We start from the raw sequence: 18,610 nt of genomic DNA, 5'->3' as shown, positions 1-18,610 counted from the left end.
TTGATCTTTCGTCGCCGCCGGTTGGCGCGGTCGGTTGGCGCGGTCGGGCTCGGAGCTGTTCACCGCACCTGTGGACCTCGCGCTAGCGGGGCAGCTTCACCACGGTCACGAAGAAGTCGTCGATCTGGCGCACGACCTCGATGAACCGGTCGAAGTCCACCGGCTTGGTGACGTAGGCGTTGGCGTGCAGGTTGTAGCTGCGCAGGATGTCCTCCTCGGCCTCCGAGGTGGTCAGCACCACCACCGGGATGGACCGCAGGTCCGCGTCCGCCTTCACCTCGGCCAGCACCTCCCGCCCGTCCATCTTCGGCAGGTTCAGGTCCAGCAGGATCAGCCCCGGCCGGGGCGCGTCGGCGTGCGGGCCCTCGCGGCGCAGGAACTCCAGCGCCTCGACCCCGTCGCGCACCACGTGCAGCTGGTTGCGGATCTTGTGGTGCTCGAACGCCTCCTCGGTCATCAGGGCGTCACCCGGGTCGTCCTCCACCAGCAGGACGTCGACAACGTTCAGCGAGTCATTCATCGGTGTCCTCTACTGCCGGCAAGGTGAACTTGAAGGTGGTGCCGGCGTCCTGATCGGTGTCCAACCAGATGGTGCCGCCGTGGTACTCGATGATCTTCCGGCACATGGCCAGGCCGATCCCGGTGCCGGGGTAGTCGTCCTTGTGGTGCAGGCGCTGGAAGATCACGAAGATCCGCTCAGCGTACTCGGGCTCGATCCCGATGCCGTCGTCGCCGACGGTGAAGGTCCAGAGCTCACCGGTCCGCTCCACCTCGACCCGCACCCGCGGCGGGTCCTCGCCGTGGAACTTCAGCGCGTTGCCGATGAGGTTGCCGAACACCCCGCCCAGCAGCGACGCCTCGCCGCGCACGGTCGGCAGCTCGGGCACCTGCACCGTCGCGCCGGTCCGCTCGATCACCTCCGAGTAGCTGTCCAGCACCTGCGCGACCGTCTCGTTCAGGTCGACCGGCACGTGCTCGCGGATCATCCGGCCGACCCGGGAGAACGCCAGCAGGTCGTTGATCAGCACCTGCATCCGCTTCGCGCCGTCCACCGCGAACCGCAGGTACTGCTCGCCCCGGTCGTCGAGCTGCCCCGAGTACCGGCGCTCCAGCAGCTGGCAGAAGCTCGCCACCTTGCGCAGCGGCTCCTGGAGGTCGTGCGAGGCGACGTAGGCGAACTGCTCCAGCTCCGAGTTCGACCGGCGCAGCTCCTCGACGTCGTTCACGATCCGGGCCCGCATCACGTCCACGTCCTGGCCCAGCATCACGGTCTCCCGCGGCCCGCCGGTGCGCACCTCGTGCGCGAAGTCCCCCGACGACACCTGCCGCACCTGCGCGGCCAGCCCGATCAGCGGCCGGATGAGGATCCGGTGCAGCACCACCGCCACCCCGGCGATGATCACCACCAGCAGCACGCCCAGCGCTATGACCAGGTACAACACCTGGTCGGCCACCGCGTCCAGCCCGGTGCGGGCGTTGGTCGACTCGGTGTTGAGCACGCCCTGGAGCCGGCTGACCGCCTGGCGCACGGTGTCGAACAGCTCCTTGCCGCGCGCCGCGTCGGCCTGGTCGGCGCGCGGCTCGCCCGCCGAGCGGACCTCGGCGATGACCACCTCGGCGTACCCGGCCCGCCAGCCCACGGCCAGGCTGCCGATCCGGTCCACCTGCTCGACCAGGTCCGGGCGCACCGGCGCGATCGCGGTGCGGACGTTGCGCAGCGCCTCCTGCTCGGCCCGCTGCCCGTCCTGGTAGGGGCGCAGGAAGTCCTCGCTCGCGGTGAGCGCGAACCCGCGCACGCCGTTCTCCTGGTCGATCAGGGCGTTGTCCAGCTCCAGCGCGTGCCGCCGGGCCGGCCCGACCTGGTCGAGCAGCAGCGTGCGGGCGTCGGTGAGGCTGACCAGCGCGACCGCCATCCCGCCGATCGCGCCCGCGCAGACGATGATCAGGATGGTGACCGAGGCGATCAGCAGCCTGCTCGCGGGCCACCGGGTGCGGTAGTCCATCAGCCCTCGTCCGAGATCAGCAGCACGGCCATGTCGTCGTCCAGTTCCCCGCCGTTGAGTTCCTTGACCCGCGAGATCAGCTCGTCCAGCAGCCCCTCGGGGTGGCTGCGCCAGTCCGGTCTGGTCTTGGTGACCCGGCCGATCAGCTCGATCAGCCGCTCCGAGCCGAGCCGCTCGCTGTCCCCGGTGACCCGGCCCTCGACCAGCCCGTCGGTGTAGAGCAGCAGCGACCAGCCGGCCGGCAGCGGCACGTCCAGACCGCTCCACGTGCTGTCCGGCAGCACGCCCAGCGGCAGGCCGGCGCGGTCCCGGGGCAGCTCCACCACGTGGTCGCCGACGAGCAGCATCGGCTCCGGGTGGCCGGCCAGGTAGATCCGCGCCCAGCGCCGGTCCGGCGACACGGTGATCATGCACGCCGTGGTGAACAGGCCCGGCTGGTGGCGCTCGTGCTCCAGGATCTCGTGCAGCGTGCGCAGCACCCGGGACGGCTCCTGGTCGGCCAGCACCAGCGCCCGCCACGCGATCCGCAGGAACACGCCCAGCGCCGCCTCGTCCGGGCCGTGCCCGCACACGTCGCCGACGATCGCCTGCAGCGTGCCGTCGGGGGTGCGCACGACGTCGAAGAAGTCGCCGCCGAGCAGCATCCGGCTGCCGCCGGGCTGGTAGCGGAAGTCCAGGCCCAGGCCCTGGCCGCGCTCCAGGATCGGCGAGGGCAGCAGGCCGCGTTCCAGCCGGGTCTTCTCCGAGGCCAGCAGCTGCTCGTCGCGCAACTGCCGCTGGGTCTCCTCGACGTGCTTGCGGCCGACCGCGTAGCGGATCCCGCGCAGCAGCGCCGAGCCGTCCACCTGGCCCTTGACCAGGAAGTCCTCCGCGCCGGCGGCGACCGAGCGCTCGCCCTGGCGCTCGTCGTCCAGTCCGGTCAGGACGATGATCGCGGCGGGGGAGGACAGCGCGAGCAGCCGGTTGAGACCGTCCAGCCCGGTGGTGTCGGGCAGGCCGAGGTCCAGCAGCACGCAGTCCGCCCGGGGCACGAGCGGCACGGCTTCGCGCAGCGTGCGGACCCGGCGCAGGTCGACGTTCGCGCCGACCTCTTCCAGCAGCGCCTCGACCAGCACCGCGTCGCCCTCGTCGTCCTCGACGAGCAGCACGGTGATGCGGTCGTCCGCCGCACGAGTTCCGATGGACCCGGTCACGGGAAGGGACCCTAGCCGAACGGTGATCACGGTCGGTCCGCACCGGTTCGGTGGGTCGCGCGAACCACCCGGGACGGGTGCGGCGATGATCCCGGTGTGAGTTTCACGCGGATGGTGGCGTTGACCGCGCGGTTGCCCAGGCGCGGCAGGGGATTCTGGTACTCGGTGGCCATCGACCTGCTGTGGCCGCTCGTCGTGGTGTTCGTGCGGATGCGGATGGCCGGTGGCGCGAACGTGCCGCGCGAGGGGAAGGTGCTGCTCGCGTCCAACCACGTGTCGTTCGCCGACCCGGTGACGCTGACCGCGTTCACCCTGGCCTCCGGGCGGGTGCCGCGCTACCTGGCCAAGGCCAGCCTGTGGAAGGTGCCCGTGCTGGGCTGGGTGATGTCCGGCGGCAAGCACATCCCGGTGGACCGCGGCACCGTCCGCGCCGGACAGGCCGTCGACGCCATGCGCGACGCGCTCGACGACGGCCAGTGCGTGATCGTCTACCCGGAGGGCACGTTCACCAACGACCCGGACGGGTGGCCGATGCGCGGCAAGAACGGCGTGGCGCGGATGGCCCTGGAGTCCCGCACGCCGGTCGTGCCGGTGGCGCAGTGGGGCACGCAGCGGCTGCTGCCGCCGGGCAGGTTCGTGCCCCGGCCCTTCACGAAGGTGCACGTGGTCGCGGGCGCGCCGGTCGACCTGTCGGACCTGTACGGGCTGGAGCCCACCAAACAGGTGCTCGACGAGGCGACCCGACGGATCATGGCGGCCATCACCACGTTGCTGGTCGGCGTCCGCGAACTCCCACATCCTGAGAGTCGGTGACGCTCCTCGTTGCCCTCGCTAACGTTCGGGACTCCCTGCTGTCCCGCATCGTGGAGCGTGAGCGATGGGCGAACAACCGGCGCGCAAGGGCCTGAGCGAGGACTGGCTGGCGGTGGTCGTCGGCCTGGCGCTGTTCGCGCTGGCCGTGGCCGGCGTCATCCCGCCGGGGCTGGTGCCGTGATGGCCACTTCGGAGCAGACCCGCAAACCCCTCCTCCACGCCGCCCTGGGCGTCCTGGTGGTGCTCGTCCTGTCGTGGGCGGCGCGCTACCTGTCCGGCGCGGTGCCGAAGGCGACCAAGGGCACCGTCCTGGAGGGGGTCGGCGCGTCCGTCGAGTTCCCGATCTACGCGATCCTGCTGGGGCTGCTGGGCAACGCGGTGCTCAGCGCCACCGGGCTCCGCGACCGGCTCGCCGGCGGGTTCCGCACCGAGTTCTTCATCAAGACCGGCCTGGTGCTGCTCGGCGCGTCGATCAACCTGGGCGTGATCGCCTCCGCCGCCGGCCCGGCGATCATCCAGTCGGTGGTCCTGATCAGCGTCGTGTTCGGGTTCTCCTGGTGGCTGGGCGGCCGGCTCGGCCTGGACGACAAGCTGCGCGCCCTGCTGTCGGCGGCGGTGGCGATCTGCGGCGTCAGCGCGGCCATCGCGGCGGCGGGCGCGGTGCAGGCCAAGAAGGAGCAGCTGGCCTACAGCGCGAGCCTGGTCATCGTGTTCGCGCTGCCGTCGATCTTCATCCTGCCGCTGGTCGCCACCACCCTCGGGCTCGACCCCCGGGTCACCGGGGCGTGGATCGGCGGCAACATCGACACCACGGCGGCCGTCACGGCGGCGGGCACGCTGGCGGGCGAGGAGTCGCTGCAGATCGCCACCATCGTGAAGGTCACCCAGAACGCGCTGCTCGGCGTGGTCGCGGTGGCGTTGACCGCGTACTTCGCGCTGAAGGTCGAGCGCAAGCCGGTGGGCGTGTCGGCGGGCCGGCAGCTGTGGGACCGGTTCCCCAAGTTCGTGCTCGGGTTCCTGGCCACGTCGGTGCTCGCGACGGTCTACCTGGCGAACGTGCCGTCCGGCAAGGCGGCCATCGGCGTGGTGAACGACCTGCGGACGTGGTTCCTGATCCTGGCCTTCGTCAGCATCGGCCTGGAGTTCCGCGCGGGCGCGCTCAAGCAGGCCGGGTGGCGGCCGGTGGGCGTGTTCGCCGCCTCGACCGGGGTGAACGTGCTGGCCGCGCTAGGGCTCGCGGTCCTGCTTTTTTGACCGCTCCCAGCTCAGGTACTGGCCGGCGGCGGTGGACAGGCTGGTGAGCAGCCACACCGCCACGCCCGCGTCGTCGGTGATGCCGATCAGCGGCAGGAACTCCGGCAGGACGTCGATCGGCGAGACCAGGTAGACGATCGCGAAGCCCCACTGCGCCAGCCGGGTCGACGGCAGCCCGTACGCCCTGCGCTGCTTGAGCAGCCGGGGCAGGGCCTTGGCCCGGTCGATCACCGAGCCGACCGGTTCCGGCTCGCCCCGGGCGACCCGGCGGCGCTTGCGCCGCGTCACGCCCAGCGTGATCGAGCCGACCGACAGGACGAGCAGCGCGATGCCGACCGCGACCGGCGGCAGACCGATCAGGTCGGCATCGCGCCAGACCAGGGTCGACACCCCGATCGCGGCGAGCATGATACCGAGGAAGATCACCGGCTCATGGTATCGACTTTCCGGTGATCAGATACCGCAGGACGAGGCCGACCAGAACCGGCCGCCCCGGTGGTCGACGTGCGTGTGGTCGCCGTGACCGGGGTAGCCGGGGCCCAGGATGCCGTTGAACCCGTGGTTGCGGGCCTGCTGGGCGAGCTTGCACAGCGAGTGCGGACCCGACCCGAGGTCGACCGCGTCGCCGTAGAGGTGCCGCGAGTCCGAGGCCCCGCCCACCGCGTTGTTGCAGGCTACGCTGCGGAACCCGCTGGTGACCCGGACCGACTGGTCGCCCAGCGCGTGCCGCAGGGCCTGGAGCTTCCACATCGAGACCAGGGCGTTGAACCGGGCCGTCGACGCGGCGACCTTGCCGCCGGACCAGTCGGAGTTGCAGCCGTTGAGCTCGGCGTAGGAGAAGTTCACCGGCGTGCAGTCGTCGTCCTGCAGGGCGTAGAGCTTGGCGTACGTGCCGCTGCCCGCGACGCCGTCGGCGGCCAGGCCGTACGCCTGCTGGAAGCGGACCAGCGCGGACTTGGTGGCGGCACCGAAGGAGCCGTCCAGGCCGAGGACCGCGCCGTAGCCGGGGTAGCCGGACAGCCGGATCTGGAGCTGCCGCACGTCGTCGCCGCTCGCGCCTTGCGACAGGGTGCGGTTCCAGGTGTAGCAGCCGTCCGCCTGAGCCGGCGCGGAACCCAGCACCAGCGAGACGAGAACCAGGGACAGCGCTGTGACGAACGATCCGATGCGTCGGAGCACAGGGACCTCCAGACCACGAGGGGAACGGACCTCGGAGCCTGGCAAAACGGTCAGAGACCGTCAATCTGTCCCGGATGTCCGAAGATTTCACACCTCGGGAACAGTACGTGAACGAGAGGTCACCGCCGGCGCTCGACCACCGCCGCGTACCAGAGCCCGGCCGACGCCGCGGCGCACCCGGCCGCCGCCGCCCCGCGCCACACCACCGGCTCCGTCGCCGCCAGCACGCCGTTCCACACCGCCACCGCCAGGAACACGGCGGCCAGTGCCACCAACGGTCTCGACCAAACAGGACGCCGGGTGCCGCGCGCTCTCATGCCCTGAACAGCGCTCCTGAGCAGCGCGGCGTTACGGGCTCGCCGTTGAACCCGGCCCAGTGCCGCACGTCGAACCGCCCCGGCCCGGCACCCCCGCCACCCAGGACGACGCCCCGGTCGCGCACGGCCCGCACGGTCGCCGCCGCCTGCCGGTCCAGCAGCCGGTCGACCTCGGAGCCGGCCAGCCCGTCGATCTCCTCCCAGAACGTCAGCACCCGGTTCACGTACAACGCCACCAGGTGGTCGCGGGCGGGCTCGAACAGCCCTGCGGCCACGGCGGCCAGCGCGTCGGCCAGCACGTGCGGCCAGACCTCCGAGGTCACCCGCAACCCCCACGGCGCGGAACGAACCCCCTCCGCAGAGGGGAACAGCCGCCGCACGTCCTCCCGGTGGGCCTCCAGGTACCGCACCACCGACGCGGACACCCGCGAGACCACCTCCGGGTCCTGCCGCACCGACGTCCCGTCGACCGCCGACCGGCCCCCGGCACCGCCCGGACCGGCCGGCCGCACCCGATCGGTGCGCAGCACGACGTGGAACAGCGAGTCGAGCACCTGCTGCGGCAACCGCAGGATCTTCGGGAACGGCGAGTTGTGCAGCTTGCGCCCCAACGGCACCTCCACCACCCGGACGTGCTCGCGCAGCGCGTTCGCGGTCAGCCACACGTCGATGCCGTACAGGGAGGCGCTCTCCGGCCGCGGCCAGCCCCGTGACCGCTCCAGGAACGCCCGGTTGAACGCGAACTCGCCCCCGATCGGCTGCTGCACGTGCACCCCGTACACCGCCGCCAGCAGCGGGCTGGCCAGGTGGTTCGTGGTGTTCGCCTCGTACCGGTCACGCCGGTAGGCGGGCACCGCCAGCACCGGCTCGGCACCCGCCACCGCGTCCGCGAGCCGTTCGACCCACTCCGGTTCGGCGGAGCGCACGTCGGCGTCGAGCAGCAGCACCCGGTCCGCGGCCAGCTCCAGCGCCCGGTCCATCACCGCGAACACGTTCGTGCCCTTGCCGGTGCCCACGCCCGGCGAACTGACCACCTCCCCGCGTGCCCGCAGCGGCGTCTCGGCGAACCGCTCGACGGTCCCGTCCGTGCTGCCGTTCTCGGCCAGCACGACCACGTTCACCCCGTCCGGGGACGCCCGGTGCAGGCCGGCGTCGGCGGCGGAGGCCACCAGGCCGACCGTGCGCGCCTCGTCGCGGGCGGGGATGCCGACGACGGTGACTCGATCGCGGTTCGCCATGGGTCCGGATGCCTGGTGCACGCGATTACCGAAACACGACGTGCCGGCAACGGCTCACCGGGGTCTCGCCCTCGGCCCGGTGCGGACCAGCGGCCGGGGGTGCGACCGGGTCCGCACCACGGGGGCGTGCGCGGGCGGAACGGGCAGCGGCTGCGACTCCTGCTGCTGCCGGGGCACGTCGTACCGCTCCGGGTCGAGCTTCTCGGCCCGAGCCCGAGCCTCGAACCGCAACCGGTACTCCTCGAACTGCGCCACCGCCTGCGCCCGGGGCACCTCGAACCGCCCGGACGGCCCGTCCACCCGATCCGCCGGCGGCAACCCGGCCCGAGCCCCCACCCACCCCACTGCTCCGTCGCCGGCTCCCCGCTCCCCAGAAGCCCCCGCCCCCGCCCCCGCTGCCGGTGCCGGTGCCTCAAACCTGACAGGCGGCGCGTCGTAAGGCACCGGAACGGCCTCCCGCCCGGACCTCACACCCGCCCCCGCACCCGACTCCGCACCTACCCCCATTCCCGCACCTACCCCCACCCCCGACTCCGCCAACCGCTCCGGCGGCACCAGGTGCTGCGGTCGCCGTCCGTCCGCCCCCACCCCCACCACCCGGTTCTGCCGCCACAACTCCGTCGACAGCTTGATCATCGCGGTGGGCGCGTCCAACCCGACCATCCCCACCAGCCGGCCGTCGTCCACGAACCCGGTGATCGTCCGGTGGTCCTTCCGCGACCCGGCCAGGGTCGTCGTGTCCTTGCCCATCGACGGCAGCCCGGAGCCCTGGATGCGCATCCCGTACTGCTCGGTCCAGAACCGGGGGACAGGGGTGAACGGCCGCGAACCCTCCCTGCCCGCCAACAGGTTCTCCGCGGCCGCCCGCCCCATCTCCACCGCGTTGAGCCAGTGCTCGACCCGTCGCGGTCGTCCTCCGAAGCGGAGGTTGGGCCACTGCGCCACGTCACCCGCGGCCACGATGTCGGTCCCGCCGACCACGTGGCACGTGGGTTCGCACAGCACCCCGTCGTCCAGCACCAGCCCGGACCCGCGCAGCCAGGCCACCGACGGCGAGGCCCCCACCGCGATCACCACGACCGCCGCGAAGAAGACCTGCCCGTCCGAGAGGTGGATCGCCACCCCGCCCGCCTGCGGCATCCAGTGCCGGATCTTCACGCCCATCGCCATCCGCACGCCCCGCGCCCGGTGCGCCTCGGTGACGGTGTCCGCGATGTTCTTGCCGACCGCGCTGCCCAGCAGCGTCGAGGACCGGCTGACGATCGCCACGTCCCGGCCCATCGACTTCACCGACGCGGCCATCTCGCAGCCGATCAGGCCGCCGCCGACCACCACCACCAGCCCCTGCGTGGAGTTGATGGCGCGCTTGATGGCGATCGCGTCGTCCACGGTGCGCAGCACGTGGATCCGCTGGTCCTGGCGCGGCGCGCCCTGGAGGTGCCGGGGCTCCACACCGGTCGCGATGATCAGCCCGTCGTAGCCGAGCTCCTCGCCGCCGGGCAGCCCGACGATCCGCCGGTCCGGCTCCAGGTGCGTCGCGGCCGTGCCCAGCCGCCAGATCGCGTTCAGCTCGCGGCTGATGCTCAGTCGCAGGTCGGAGGCGTGCAGCTCGCCGTTGATGGCTTCCTTGGACAACGCCGGCCGGTGGTAGGGCAGGTGCCGCTCGGCGCTCACGATCACCACCTCGCCCCGAAAACCCAACTCCCGCAACCGTTCGCCGGCCCGCAGCCCGGCCAGCCCACCACCCGCGATGACGACCCTCTCCTCATTCCTCACCGCACACGCCCCCCCGGCCGGCCCGCCACTCGCGCCCACGACTCGTCCCTCGTCCTCATCGGACACGCTCCCGCAGTTCGATCGCGCGCATCGGGCACGCGCGCGCGGCGGCTCGCGCCTTCGCGAACAGCTCGGGTGGCGGTCTGCGCTCGTAGCGCAGCCGTTCGTCGTCCACGAGCTGGAACAACCCGGGCGCCTCGGCCTGGCAGATGCCGTAGCGGTGGCAGCGCTCGTTGTCCACGCTGATGTCCAGGGCGCTGCCGCCCGCGCCGTCCGGCTCGGGCTCGAAGCCCGGCTCGGGTTCCAGCATGCCCAGCCGCACCAGCACGTGCGGTGGGAGGAAGCGGGCCAGCGCGATCGTCACGGTGGGGATCAGGATCGTCAGGCCGGCCAGCCACACCGTGGCCAGGCTGCCGTTCGCGATCGCGCCGAACCACGAGTGCGCCGCGGCCAGCCCCACCGCCGCGTACGCGACCTGGTGCAGCCGCAACCACTTGCGGTAGTAGACCTTCTTGCGCAGGCCCGCCGTGAACGCGATGACGAGCATGAGCTCCAGGCCCACGATGCCCAGCGCGTGCCGGAACAGGCCGCCGTTGAACAGCGGCACCGAGATCTGGGTGAACGTGAAGGGGGCGAGCTCGAGCAGGGTGAACGCGAACGCGTGCAGGCAGCCGAACGCCAAGGCCAGGGTCGCCAGCACCATGTGGCTGTTGCGCAACCCCTGTCTTCCGCTGATCTTGTTCGCCCAGCCGGTCGCGATCATGACGCCCCAGCACAGGGTGGCGCACATGGACGCGTAGGCCAGGCGTGCCGAGATCTGCGCGACGTGGCGCACTCCGGCGTCGTGGTCGCCGCCGGTCGCCTGCGCGATCAGCAGCGGAACCTGGGAGAACACTGGGGACCTCCGAGATGGCGGGAAAGAACTCGCAGGTGACCCGCCCGACGGGCCGTGCAGGAGTGGTCACGGCCACGCCGGACGGGCAAGGGTGAGAACAGTCGCTACAGCAGCTGGACCGAGTGGACGGAACCTCCTTTCACTTGACGTTCGCCTTGGGCCGCAACAGGCGCAGGACCGCGAGGGTCACCACCGCGCCCGCCAGGCACATGATGAGGACGATCAGTGCGGACGGCCCGTCAGCCGAGCCCGTCTGCGCCGCAGTGCGCACCGGGTCCGCATCGACGGTGCCCTGAGCGGACTGCGCCGCCCCGGCCGGCACCGGTTTGGACAACCCCGCGTCGGTGACCATGTTGGTGCTCTCCAACAAGGTCATGTGCTTGAGCACGATTTGGTTGCACACCTGGGCGAACTGGCGGATGGCTTCGTTGCGGGTGTTCGCGCGCACCGTGGACACCACGGGGAAGATCGAGCCGTGCGCGGCCCGCAACCGGTTGGCGAACGAGTCGTCGAACGCGGCCCCGGTGCGCGACCGCATCTCGGCCATCCACGACTGCTGGTCGGCGTTGGGCGAATCGGGCAACTCCACACCCATCTGCCCCGCCAGCCGGACCACCCGCTCGTCCAGGAACGCGTGGTCGCTCATCAGCTGCGCGCCGACGTCCTTGACCCGCTGGCTCCCGCCGCGCGTCCCCGCCTCCTCGCCCATGGGCATCTCCCACAGGCCGGCGAGCCGCACCTTGACCAGGAGTTCCTTGTCCAGCGCGGTGATCGGCCCGAGCGGCGTCCGGGAAACCTCCCCGGACCCCGGCGGCTCGTCACCCCACGCCGTACCCGCGACCGTGGGCCAGAACAACACCAGCAACCCGACCGCCACCACCAGGCAGCGCCGCGCAACCGACCACAGACCTGACATGGCAGGGTCCTCAGCTGCCGCCGCCCGCGTCCGCCTGGGCCTTCTTGCCCTCCGGCGTGACCGCGAACCACGTGCCGCCCTTGCCCTGCCCGACGAGGTCGCCGGCCTTCTTGTCGCCGGTGTACCGGTACAGGGGCCAGCCCGCGAGCGTGACCTGCTTCTTGCCGTCCGCCCGGTCCACGGACCCGACCAGCGTCGGGTCCACACCGGAGGTCATGGTGTGCTCGCTGACCAGTACGGGCGGCCACGTCTTCAGGCACTCGGCGTCGCAATTGGACTTCGGTGGTTTCGCGGTGTCCTTGTCGAACCGGTACAGCGCGAACCCGCCGGCGTCGGCGACGAACCAGCCGACCTGCTTCGACTCGGTGGCCGAGAGCATCTGGTGCGGCTCCTTGCCGAATTCCGGCTGCTGCTGGACAGTCGTCGTGCCGGGGTCGGCTCCACCCGCACCACCCGCGCCGGTACCGGTCACCGCACCACATGCGCTGACCAGCAACAACGTCAAGGCAGCCGGAGCGGCGCGCAACACCTTCCGGGAACGTCGACCGCGCATCGTTGGTCCTTTCTCCTGCTGGCGGGATCCACCGAAGGGACTAGCGACCGGGGGTTCCCGGTCCGGCCGAACAGGCGGATACCGGGAAGTACGGACACGATGCGGTGACGGTTCACGAACAAATCAAGGACTTTTTCCTGCCGCCAAAGTCTCGACTTCTCACCCGTTCGCGCGCTTGGATGCACGACGTGGCGCGGCACAGACGCAGCACTCAACCCCCAAGAGATCAAGCGTGGCCGGAACTCAGTCTGGAAGACGAGCTGATCCGCAGGCTCTACCAGGAGTTCGGCAGTGCGCTGCTCGGGCATGCCATGCGACTAACGGGCAGTGACCGGCAGTGGGCGGAAGACATCGTGCAGGAGACGCTGGTGCGGGCGTGGCGCAACGCCGAGAAGCTGGAGCGGGACCCCGTCCTGCTGCGCTCCTGGCTGTTCACCGTCGCCCGCCGCCTGGTCATCGACGACCGGCGCAAGCGCAGCGTCCGACCGCAGGAGTCGGAGTTGACCCCGTCCGACGAGGCCCCGACGCGGGACGAAGCGGATCGCACCCTGGCGGCCATCGTGGTCGCCGAGGCGATGAACGGACTCACGGAGGAGCACCGGGAGGCTATTCTCGAAACGTACTTGAGAGATCGGACCGTCGGGGAAGCCGCAGCGGTGCTCGGGGTGCCGCCGGGCACGGTGAAGTCCAGGGTGTACTACGCACTTCGCGCCCTGCGGCGGGCATTGCAGGATCGGGGCTGACAGGGTGACATCGCGGCCGGACCACGTCGACGTGGCGGCGTACGTCCTCGGGATCCTCGACGAGGACGAGGTGGACGCCTTCGAGAACCACCTCGCCCAGTGCCGTCGCTGCGCGTTGGACCTGCGCGATTTCGCCGTACTGCCAGACCTCTTGGACGAAGCCGACGCCAACGGAATGCTGCGCGCGAACGCGGGGGAGCGCCCGGACGGGCGTTCGGTCCGCGCGATGCTGGACACCGTCACCGAAGACCGAGCCCGACGACGCCGCACCACGCTGCTCCTGTCCGCCGCCGCGGCCGTGCTGCTGATCGTGCTGACCGCCGTGACAACGGTCGGCTTGTCGTCCCCGCAGGACGACACCAGGGCATCCGGTGACACCGACAGCTCCACCACTTCCTCGACGGTGCCGGGGCCCGCCGCGGTGGCGAAGAACGCCCCCGACGGCTCCGGCACCGTCACCAGGACGGACCAGACAACGGGAGTCTGGGCCAAGCTCAACGCCACCCCGGAACCCTGGGGAACGTCGGTGTCCCTGGAAGTCAAGGGCGCCAAGGGCCCCACCCGCTGCGAACTGGTCGCCAAAGCCAAATCGGGCGAAACCATGGTCGTGGCCTCGTGGCTGGCAGGAACGTCCACAACGGACAAAGACCCGTTGCGCATCAACTCAGCAGTGGGCATGAGGTGGCACGAGATCACCGAATTCCTGGTGCGCGACACCAAGGAAGGAACAACCTTGGTACGCCTACCCACCACCTAGCCGCACCACCAGTGCGCGCAGCGCACAATCCACCTACCGCGTCGTGTCATCCCCGTATGGCCCGCGCGCCAGCGAACCGCGCTTGAGTAGGTAGTGCAAGCACGCCCTTCGCTTGCACCACCTACTCAAGGGTGGTTGTCTCCGACCGGGCCATACGGGGATGACACGACGCCCACCGCACCACCGCCGTCATCCTTGGCGGCTCGCCCGTCCGGCGAGGACTCTTTCAGCTCTTGCTCTTCAGCTCTTGCTCTTCAACAACCGCCCACGCCGCCCGCTCCACCCACGCCGCCCGCTCCACCGACTCCGCCCGCTCAGGTCAGATCCGCTGCAACCCAGCCAAGACCCGTTCCATCAACGAGATCGAGGGCCGTCCATCCTCGTCGCCCTCGCCGTCCGCGTGCACGTTGATCAGCGACAAATCAGACATGTCCGCCAGCAACACCCGAACCACGCCCAAGGGCAACCGTAAGAGCGCCGCGACCTCGGCCACCGAATGCGGATGCCGGCAGAGGTCGCTGATGATCCGGTGCTCCGCGGTGGAGGTCAGCGCGTCTTGGGCCGCCCGCTCATTCGTGGTCACGATGGTCTCGATGGCGAGGGTCGTGTTGGAGCGGGTCCTCCCGCCTGTCCTGGTGTAAGGGCGCACCCGGAAGGTCGACACCACCAGCTCCTAGCGGTCGGGATGATCTTCTCGCCGTGTGGGCGGGTTCGCCGACGCCGTGGTCCGGGTCACCGCCGACGCCAGACCCTACGGGCGGCACGGCCCCCTGTCTCCCTTTTCCCGGAATTTGGGTGGGATCGAACCCGGTCTGCGACACACCGTGTCGCACCGATTCCCAAGGGTGTCCGAACCTCGCCGCAGCGGTCGGATGATCACCCGACCGGCTGCCTGGAGGCGGTAGCGCACTCCAGGCGACCGGTTCACCCGATGGGTGTCGGATTCACCTTCACAGCGACCTCGCACAACTCCCGATCGGGACGCGTTCCCGACCTCGGTAGCCATCTCCCAAGGTAGAGCGCAGGGGAGCGCTCTCACAACTCCAGTGCCCCAAGGTTGGGCCGTTCGAGTCGAGCCCGACACCAGGACTTCACATGGTCAACTGCGAAAACCACACCCAGATGAACAACAACCTCTCTACAAACATCCCTCCGGCAAACCCACCCGCGCCTCTCCCGCCTCTTCCACCCCGCGCCCCCGCCCCACCCCGCGCCCCCCGCCCCGCCCTCGCCCTGAGCCAATCCGACCCGACCCGAACCGAACCCCGATCCGAGACTCCGCCGGCCCAAAACCCCCACCCCCGGCTAGAAGTTCGCCCGAACCGGGGAATTTCCCTGAGAGGGTTTCAGGGTCGATGCCGGACGCGTCCTCAGCTCGTCCCGAGGAGCATTGCCCTCGGGAACGGCGACTGCCGTCGTAGAGGGCGCACTGGAGGATCCAGGTGACGGGCAAGAAGGAGTCCGCGGCGAGAGCCGTGGACGTGAGGAAGTCCTACGGGACGGGAGAGGCCGCGGTCACCGCGCTCGACGGAGTGACCGTCGAGTTCGAGCGCGGTCGCTTCACCGCGATCATGGGCCCGTCCGGGTCTGGCAAGTCGACCCTGATGCACTGCCTGGCCGGTTTGGACACGATCGACTCCGGCGAGGTGTGGATCGGCGGCACCAAGGTGAACGGCTTACGCGACAAGGGTTTGACCGACCTGCGCCGGGACAAGGTGGGCTTCATCTTCCAGCAGTTCAACCTGCTGCCGACCCTCACCGCCGAGGAGAACATCACGCTCCCCCTGGCGATCGGCGGCAAGAAGGTCGACCGCCAGTGGTTCGACACGGTGGTCGAGACGGTCGGCCTCAAGGACCGCTTGACCCACCGTCCCACCCAGCTCTCCGGCGGTCAGCAGCAGCGGGTGGCGTGCGCGCGTGCCCTGGTCGCCAGGCCGGACGTGGTGTTCGCCGACGAGCCGACCGGCAACCTCGACTCCCGTTCCGGCGCGGAGGTGCTGGGCTTCCTCCAGCGCTCCGCCACCGAGTTCGGCCAGACGGTCGTGATGGTGACGCACGACCCGAACGCCGCGTCCTACGCGGACCGCGTCATCTTCCTCGCCGACGGCCGGATCGTGCGCGAACTCCTGCGCCCCACCGCCGCCGCCGTCCTCGACACCATGAAGCACCTGGACGGCGACCACCCGTTCACCCATCCCCACTCCAACCCCCACGACGACCCCCACTCCAACCCCCACGACGACCGCGACAACGACAGCGACCGCGACGACGAACAACTGGTCGTGGCCTGATGTTGAAGGCGACCCTCAAGAGCGTGCTGTCACGCAAACTGCGGCTGGTCCTGTCCGGACTGTCCGTCGTGCTCGGCGTGATGTTCGTGTCCGGCTCCTTCGTGCTGACCGACACGCTCGACCGCTCCTTCAAGGACCTGTTCGCCAACGTCTACTCCGACGTGGACGTCCAGGTCGCGCTCAAGCCCAAGGTCACCAGCGAGGACCCGGACACGGGTGCGGGCGGCGGCACGCTCACCACCGCCGACCTGGCGGCCGTCCGCTCGGTCGAGGGCGTCAAGTCCGCCACCGGCGACGTCACCGGCTCCGCCCGGCCGATCGGCGAGGACGGCAAGGTGCTCACCACGTCCGGCGCGCCGCGCCTGGGCACGGCGTGGCAGGACGGCGGGCAGGAGCAGTTCCGCGAGGGCCGGCCGCCGCAACGCGACGGCGAGGTCGCCATCAGCGCCTACCTCGCCAAGACCGGCGGGTTCCAGGTCGGCGAGCAGATGTCCGTGATCACCTTGGAGCCGAAGAAGTCGTTCACCGTCACCGGCGTCTTCGGCTACCCCGGCAACCGTGACTCGCTGGGCGGCGAACTGCTCACCGCGTTCACCGAGCCGGTTGCGCAGCAGCTCCTGCTCGGGCAGCCCGGCGCGTACACCGGGATCACCGCGCGCGGGGCCGACGGCGTCGCCGACGACGTGCTCCGGCAGCGCATCCAGCAGCGGCTCGGCGACGAGTTCCAGGTCAAGACCGGCGAGCAGCTCGCCAAGGACCAGAGCGACGCGATCGCCGAGGGCCTGTCGTTCTTCAACTACGTGCTGCTGGGCTTCGCCGGGATCGCCCTGTTCGTCGGCATCTTCATCATCCTCAACACGTTCTCCATCATCGTGGCGCAGCGCACCCGGGAGCTGGCGCTGCTGCGGGCGATGGGCGCCAGCCGCAAGCAGATGGTCGGCTCGGTGGTGATCGAGGCCGTCGTGATCGGCCTGATCGCGGCCGTGGTCGGGCTCGGCGCGGGCATCGGTGTCGGCGCTCTGCTCGCCACCCTCTTCAGCTCGCTCGGCGGCGGCATGCAGCTCGCGGGCATCAGCGTGCCGCCCAGCGCCGTGATCTCGGCGTTCGCGGTCGGCATCGTCGTCACCGTGCTCGCCGCGGTGCTGCCCGCGCTGCGCGCCTCGCGCATCGCGCCGGTCGCCGCGATGCGTGAAGCGGCCACCCCGGACCGCCCGCTGACCAAGCTGACCATCGCGGGCGCGGCGGTGGCCGCGGCGGGCGGCGGGCTGCTCTGGTACGGCTTCACCACCACGTCGCTGGTGCTGATCATGGCCGGGCTGCTGCTCGCGTTCGTCGGGGTCGCGCTGCTGACACCGCTGGTCAGCAGGCCGGTCGTGTCGGTGATCGGCAAGCTGCTGGCGTGGTCGATGCCGGGCACGCTCGGCCGGCGGAACTCGGCGCGCAACCCGCGCCGCACCGCGATCACCGCCGCCGCCCTGATGGTGGGCATCGCCCTGATCACCGGGGTGAGCGTGATCCTCACGTCGGCCACCACCAGCATCACCAAGGTGGCCGAGAACCAGGTGAAGTCCGACCTGATCATCTCCGGTGAGTCGCAGGGCCCCGGCGGCGCGGCGACGTTCGCGCCGCAGCGGTTGGACGATGTGTCGAGGATGTCCGACGTCGAGTCGGCGTTCGGGTGGTACTCCGACGGGATCATGGTCGACGGTCGGCAGAAGTACGCGATCGCCGTGACCGACCTGCCGGTGCTCCAGAAGCAGTTCGGCATCACGGCCACGTCCGGCGGGTTCGCCGACCTCCAGGCCGGGCAGATCGGCGTCGACGAGGGCGACGCGACCGCGTTGAACCTCCAGCAGGGTTCCACCGTCACCGTGCAGACGGCCAAGGGCGAGCCCGCGACGTACACCGTTGCCCTGGTGTACGCGAAGAGCACCGTGCTGGCGAACGCGTTCCTGCTGCCCGAGGCGGTGGCCAAGGACTTCCGGGTGGAGCAGATCTCCAACGCGTTCGTCCAGGTGACCGCCGGCGCGGACGTGGCGGAGGTCAAGAAGCGGGTCGAGCCGATGTTCGCGGACGACCCGGAGATCACCGTCCAGGACCGCAGCGGGTTCGTGCGGCAACAGGCGTCGCAGCTCGACACCGTCCTGATGATGATCCAGATCCTGCTCGCGCTGGCGATCCTCATCGCGGTGCTCGGCGTGATCAACACGCTGGCGCTGTCGGTGATCGAGCGGACCCGTGAGCTGGGCCTGCTGCGGGCGATCGGGATGCGCCGGGCGCAGGTGATGCGGATGATCACCGTGGAGTCGGTGGTGATCTCGGTCTTCGGCGCGCTTCTCGGCCTGGTGGTCGGCACTGCGATCGGCGTGGTCGCGGTCAAGGCCCTGAAGGACGAGGGTTTCAGCGAACTCGGCATCCCGTGGGCGCAGCTGGGCAGCTACCTCCTGATCGCCGCCGTGGTCGGCGTCGTCGCGGCGATCCTGCCCGCGATCCGGGCGGCGCGGCTCAACGTGTTGCAGGCGATCTCCTACGAGTAGAGGTCGGGCCACCCGGCCCGACCTTTCCTTCCGCTACCAGCCGATCTGCCTTCGCCGACTCAAAGCCGATCTGTGCCCGCCGAGCCGAAGCCGATTTGTCCCTGCCGATCCGAGGCCGACCCGAAGCCGATCTGTCCCGCTGACC

Annotated in this window: 18 protein-coding genes; 6 read left to right on the top strand and 12 right to left on the bottom strand. The window is 70.6% G+C overall.

Annotated features, from left to right (window positions below):
- Positions 1–82 precede the first annotated feature (82 nt).
- From BN6_RS29360 to BN6_RS29350, 3 genes are read right to left on the bottom strand one after another with little or no spacing between them, the layout of a single operon-like run.
- Complete coding sequence (locus BN6_RS29360; protein ID WP_015103465.1) at positions 83–520, bottom strand: response regulator; 438 nt, start codon at positions 518–520, stop codon at positions 83–85.
- Positions 513–2,003 carry a sensor histidine kinase gene (locus BN6_RS29355; protein WP_015103464.1) on the bottom strand — a complete coding sequence of 497 codons (1,491 nt, stop codon included), beginning with the start codon at positions 2,001–2,003 and terminating at the stop codon, positions 513–515. Before BN6_RS29355 ends, BN6_RS29360 begins: the two co-directional genes overlap by 8 nt.
- On the bottom strand, positions 2,003–3,196 hold the full coding sequence (locus BN6_RS29350) for a PP2C family protein-serine/threonine phosphatase (protein ID WP_015103463.1): 1,194 nt from the start codon (positions 3,194–3,196) through the stop codon (positions 2,003–2,005). The genes BN6_RS29355 and BN6_RS29350 overlap by 1 nt, the downstream gene beginning before the upstream one ends.
- A gap of 111 nt (positions 3,197–3,307) precedes the next feature.
- On the opposite strand from BN6_RS29350, the gene BN6_RS29345 reads away from it, so the two are divergent.
- Positions 3,308–4,009 carry a lysophospholipid acyltransferase family protein gene (locus tag BN6_RS29345; protein ID WP_015103462.1) on the top strand — a complete coding sequence of 234 codons (702 nt, stop codon included), beginning with the start codon at positions 3,308–3,310 and terminating at the stop codon, positions 4,007–4,009.
- Positions 4,010–4,189: 180 nt separating this feature from the next.
- Positions 4,190–5,263 (top strand): YeiH family protein, encoded by a 1,074-nt coding sequence (locus BN6_RS29340; protein WP_015103460.1) that lies wholly within the window; start codon positions 4,190–4,192, stop codon positions 5,261–5,263.
- Here BN6_RS29340 and BN6_RS29335 read toward each other — a convergent pair.
- From BN6_RS29335 to BN6_RS29305, 8 genes are all read right to left on the bottom strand, one after another.
- Positions 5,237–5,689, bottom strand: coding sequence for a YkvA family protein (locus BN6_RS29335; protein ID WP_015103459.1), 453 nt, complete (start codon positions 5,687–5,689; stop codon positions 5,237–5,239). The two genes, BN6_RS29340 and BN6_RS29335, sit on opposite strands and share 27 nt — an antisense overlap.
- 27 nt (positions 5,690–5,716) lie before the next feature.
- Positions 5,717–6,442: a D-Ala-D-Ala carboxypeptidase family metallohydrolase gene (locus BN6_RS29330; protein ID WP_015103458.1), complete on the bottom strand. Its 726-nt coding sequence runs from the start codon at positions 6,440–6,442 to the stop codon at positions 5,717–5,719.
- Positions 6,443–6,561: 119 nt separating this feature from the next.
- On the bottom strand, positions 6,562–6,714 hold the full coding sequence (locus BN6_RS47045) for a hypothetical protein (RefSeq protein ID WP_158509459.1): 153 nt from the start codon (positions 6,712–6,714) through the stop codon (positions 6,562–6,564).
- Positions 6,715–6,755: 41 nt separating this feature from the next.
- Positions 6,756–7,997, bottom strand: a complete 1,242-nt coding sequence (locus BN6_RS29325; RefSeq protein ID WP_015103457.1) for a glycosyltransferase family protein — start codon at positions 7,995–7,997, stop codon at positions 6,756–6,758.
- Between the two features lie 54 nt (positions 7,998–8,051).
- Positions 8,052–9,773 carry an NAD(P)/FAD-dependent oxidoreductase gene (locus BN6_RS49800; RefSeq protein ID WP_158509458.1) on the bottom strand — a complete coding sequence of 574 codons (1,722 nt, stop codon included), beginning with the start codon at positions 9,771–9,773 and terminating at the stop codon, positions 8,052–8,054.
- 55 nt (positions 9,774–9,828) lie between these two features.
- Positions 9,829–10,668, bottom strand: a complete 840-nt coding sequence (locus tag BN6_RS29315; RefSeq protein ID WP_015103455.1) for a ferric reductase-like transmembrane domain-containing protein — start codon at positions 10,666–10,668, stop codon at positions 9,829–9,831.
- A gap of 139 nt (positions 10,669–10,807) precedes the next feature.
- Entirely contained in the window at positions 10,808–11,584 is a 777-nt protein-coding gene (locus tag BN6_RS29310) for a DUF4142 domain-containing protein (RefSeq protein ID WP_015103454.1), read from the bottom strand.
- A 10-nt stretch (positions 11,585–11,594) separates the two neighbouring features.
- A complete protein-coding gene (locus BN6_RS29305) occupies positions 11,595–12,137 on the bottom strand; it encodes a hypothetical protein (RefSeq protein WP_015103453.1) in 543 nt (180 codons plus the stop codon).
- 179 nt (positions 12,138–12,316) lie between these two features.
- Between BN6_RS29305 and BN6_RS29300 the strand changes: the two genes are divergently transcribed.
- Both BN6_RS29300 and BN6_RS29295 read left to right on the top strand, forming a co-directional pair.
- The gene (locus tag BN6_RS29300) at positions 12,317–12,880 is read left to right on the top strand and encodes a sigma-70 family RNA polymerase sigma factor (protein ID WP_015103452.1); all 564 of its coding nucleotides are present in this window, start codon (positions 12,317–12,319) and stop codon (positions 12,878–12,880) included.
- A 4-nt stretch (positions 12,881–12,884) separates the two neighbouring features.
- Positions 12,885–13,637, top strand: a complete 753-nt coding sequence (locus tag BN6_RS29295; RefSeq protein ID WP_015103451.1) for an anti-sigma factor family protein — start codon at positions 12,885–12,887, stop codon at positions 13,635–13,637.
- 319 nt (positions 13,638–13,956) lie between these two features.
- On the opposite strand, the gene BN6_RS29290 is transcribed toward BN6_RS29295, so the two are convergent.
- Positions 13,957–14,301, bottom strand: a complete 345-nt coding sequence (locus BN6_RS29290) for a DUF742 domain-containing protein (protein WP_015103450.1) — start codon at positions 14,299–14,301, stop codon at positions 13,957–13,959.
- Positions 14,302–15,079: 778 nt separating this feature from the next.
- On the opposite strand from BN6_RS29290, the gene BN6_RS29280 reads away from it, so the two are divergent.
- Entirely contained in the window at positions 15,080–15,928 is an 849-nt protein-coding gene (locus BN6_RS29280) for an ABC transporter ATP-binding protein (protein ID WP_015103449.1), read from the top strand.
- Positions 15,928–18,465 (top strand): ABC transporter permease, encoded by a 2,538-nt coding sequence (locus BN6_RS29275; protein WP_015103448.1) that lies wholly within the window; start codon positions 15,928–15,930, stop codon positions 18,463–18,465. The genes BN6_RS29280 and BN6_RS29275 overlap by 1 nt, the downstream gene beginning before the upstream one ends.
- The last annotated feature ends 145 nt before the right edge of the window (positions 18,466–18,610 follow it).

Origin of the sequence: Saccharothrix espanaensis DSM 44229, assembly GCF_000328705.1 — a bacterium.
Classification (GTDB): Bacteria; Actinomycetota; Actinomycetes; order Mycobacteriales; family Pseudonocardiaceae; genus Actinosynnema; species Actinosynnema espanaense.
Note: the sequence above shows the minus strand (reverse complement) of the source record. Positions and strands in the feature narration are given on the sequence as shown.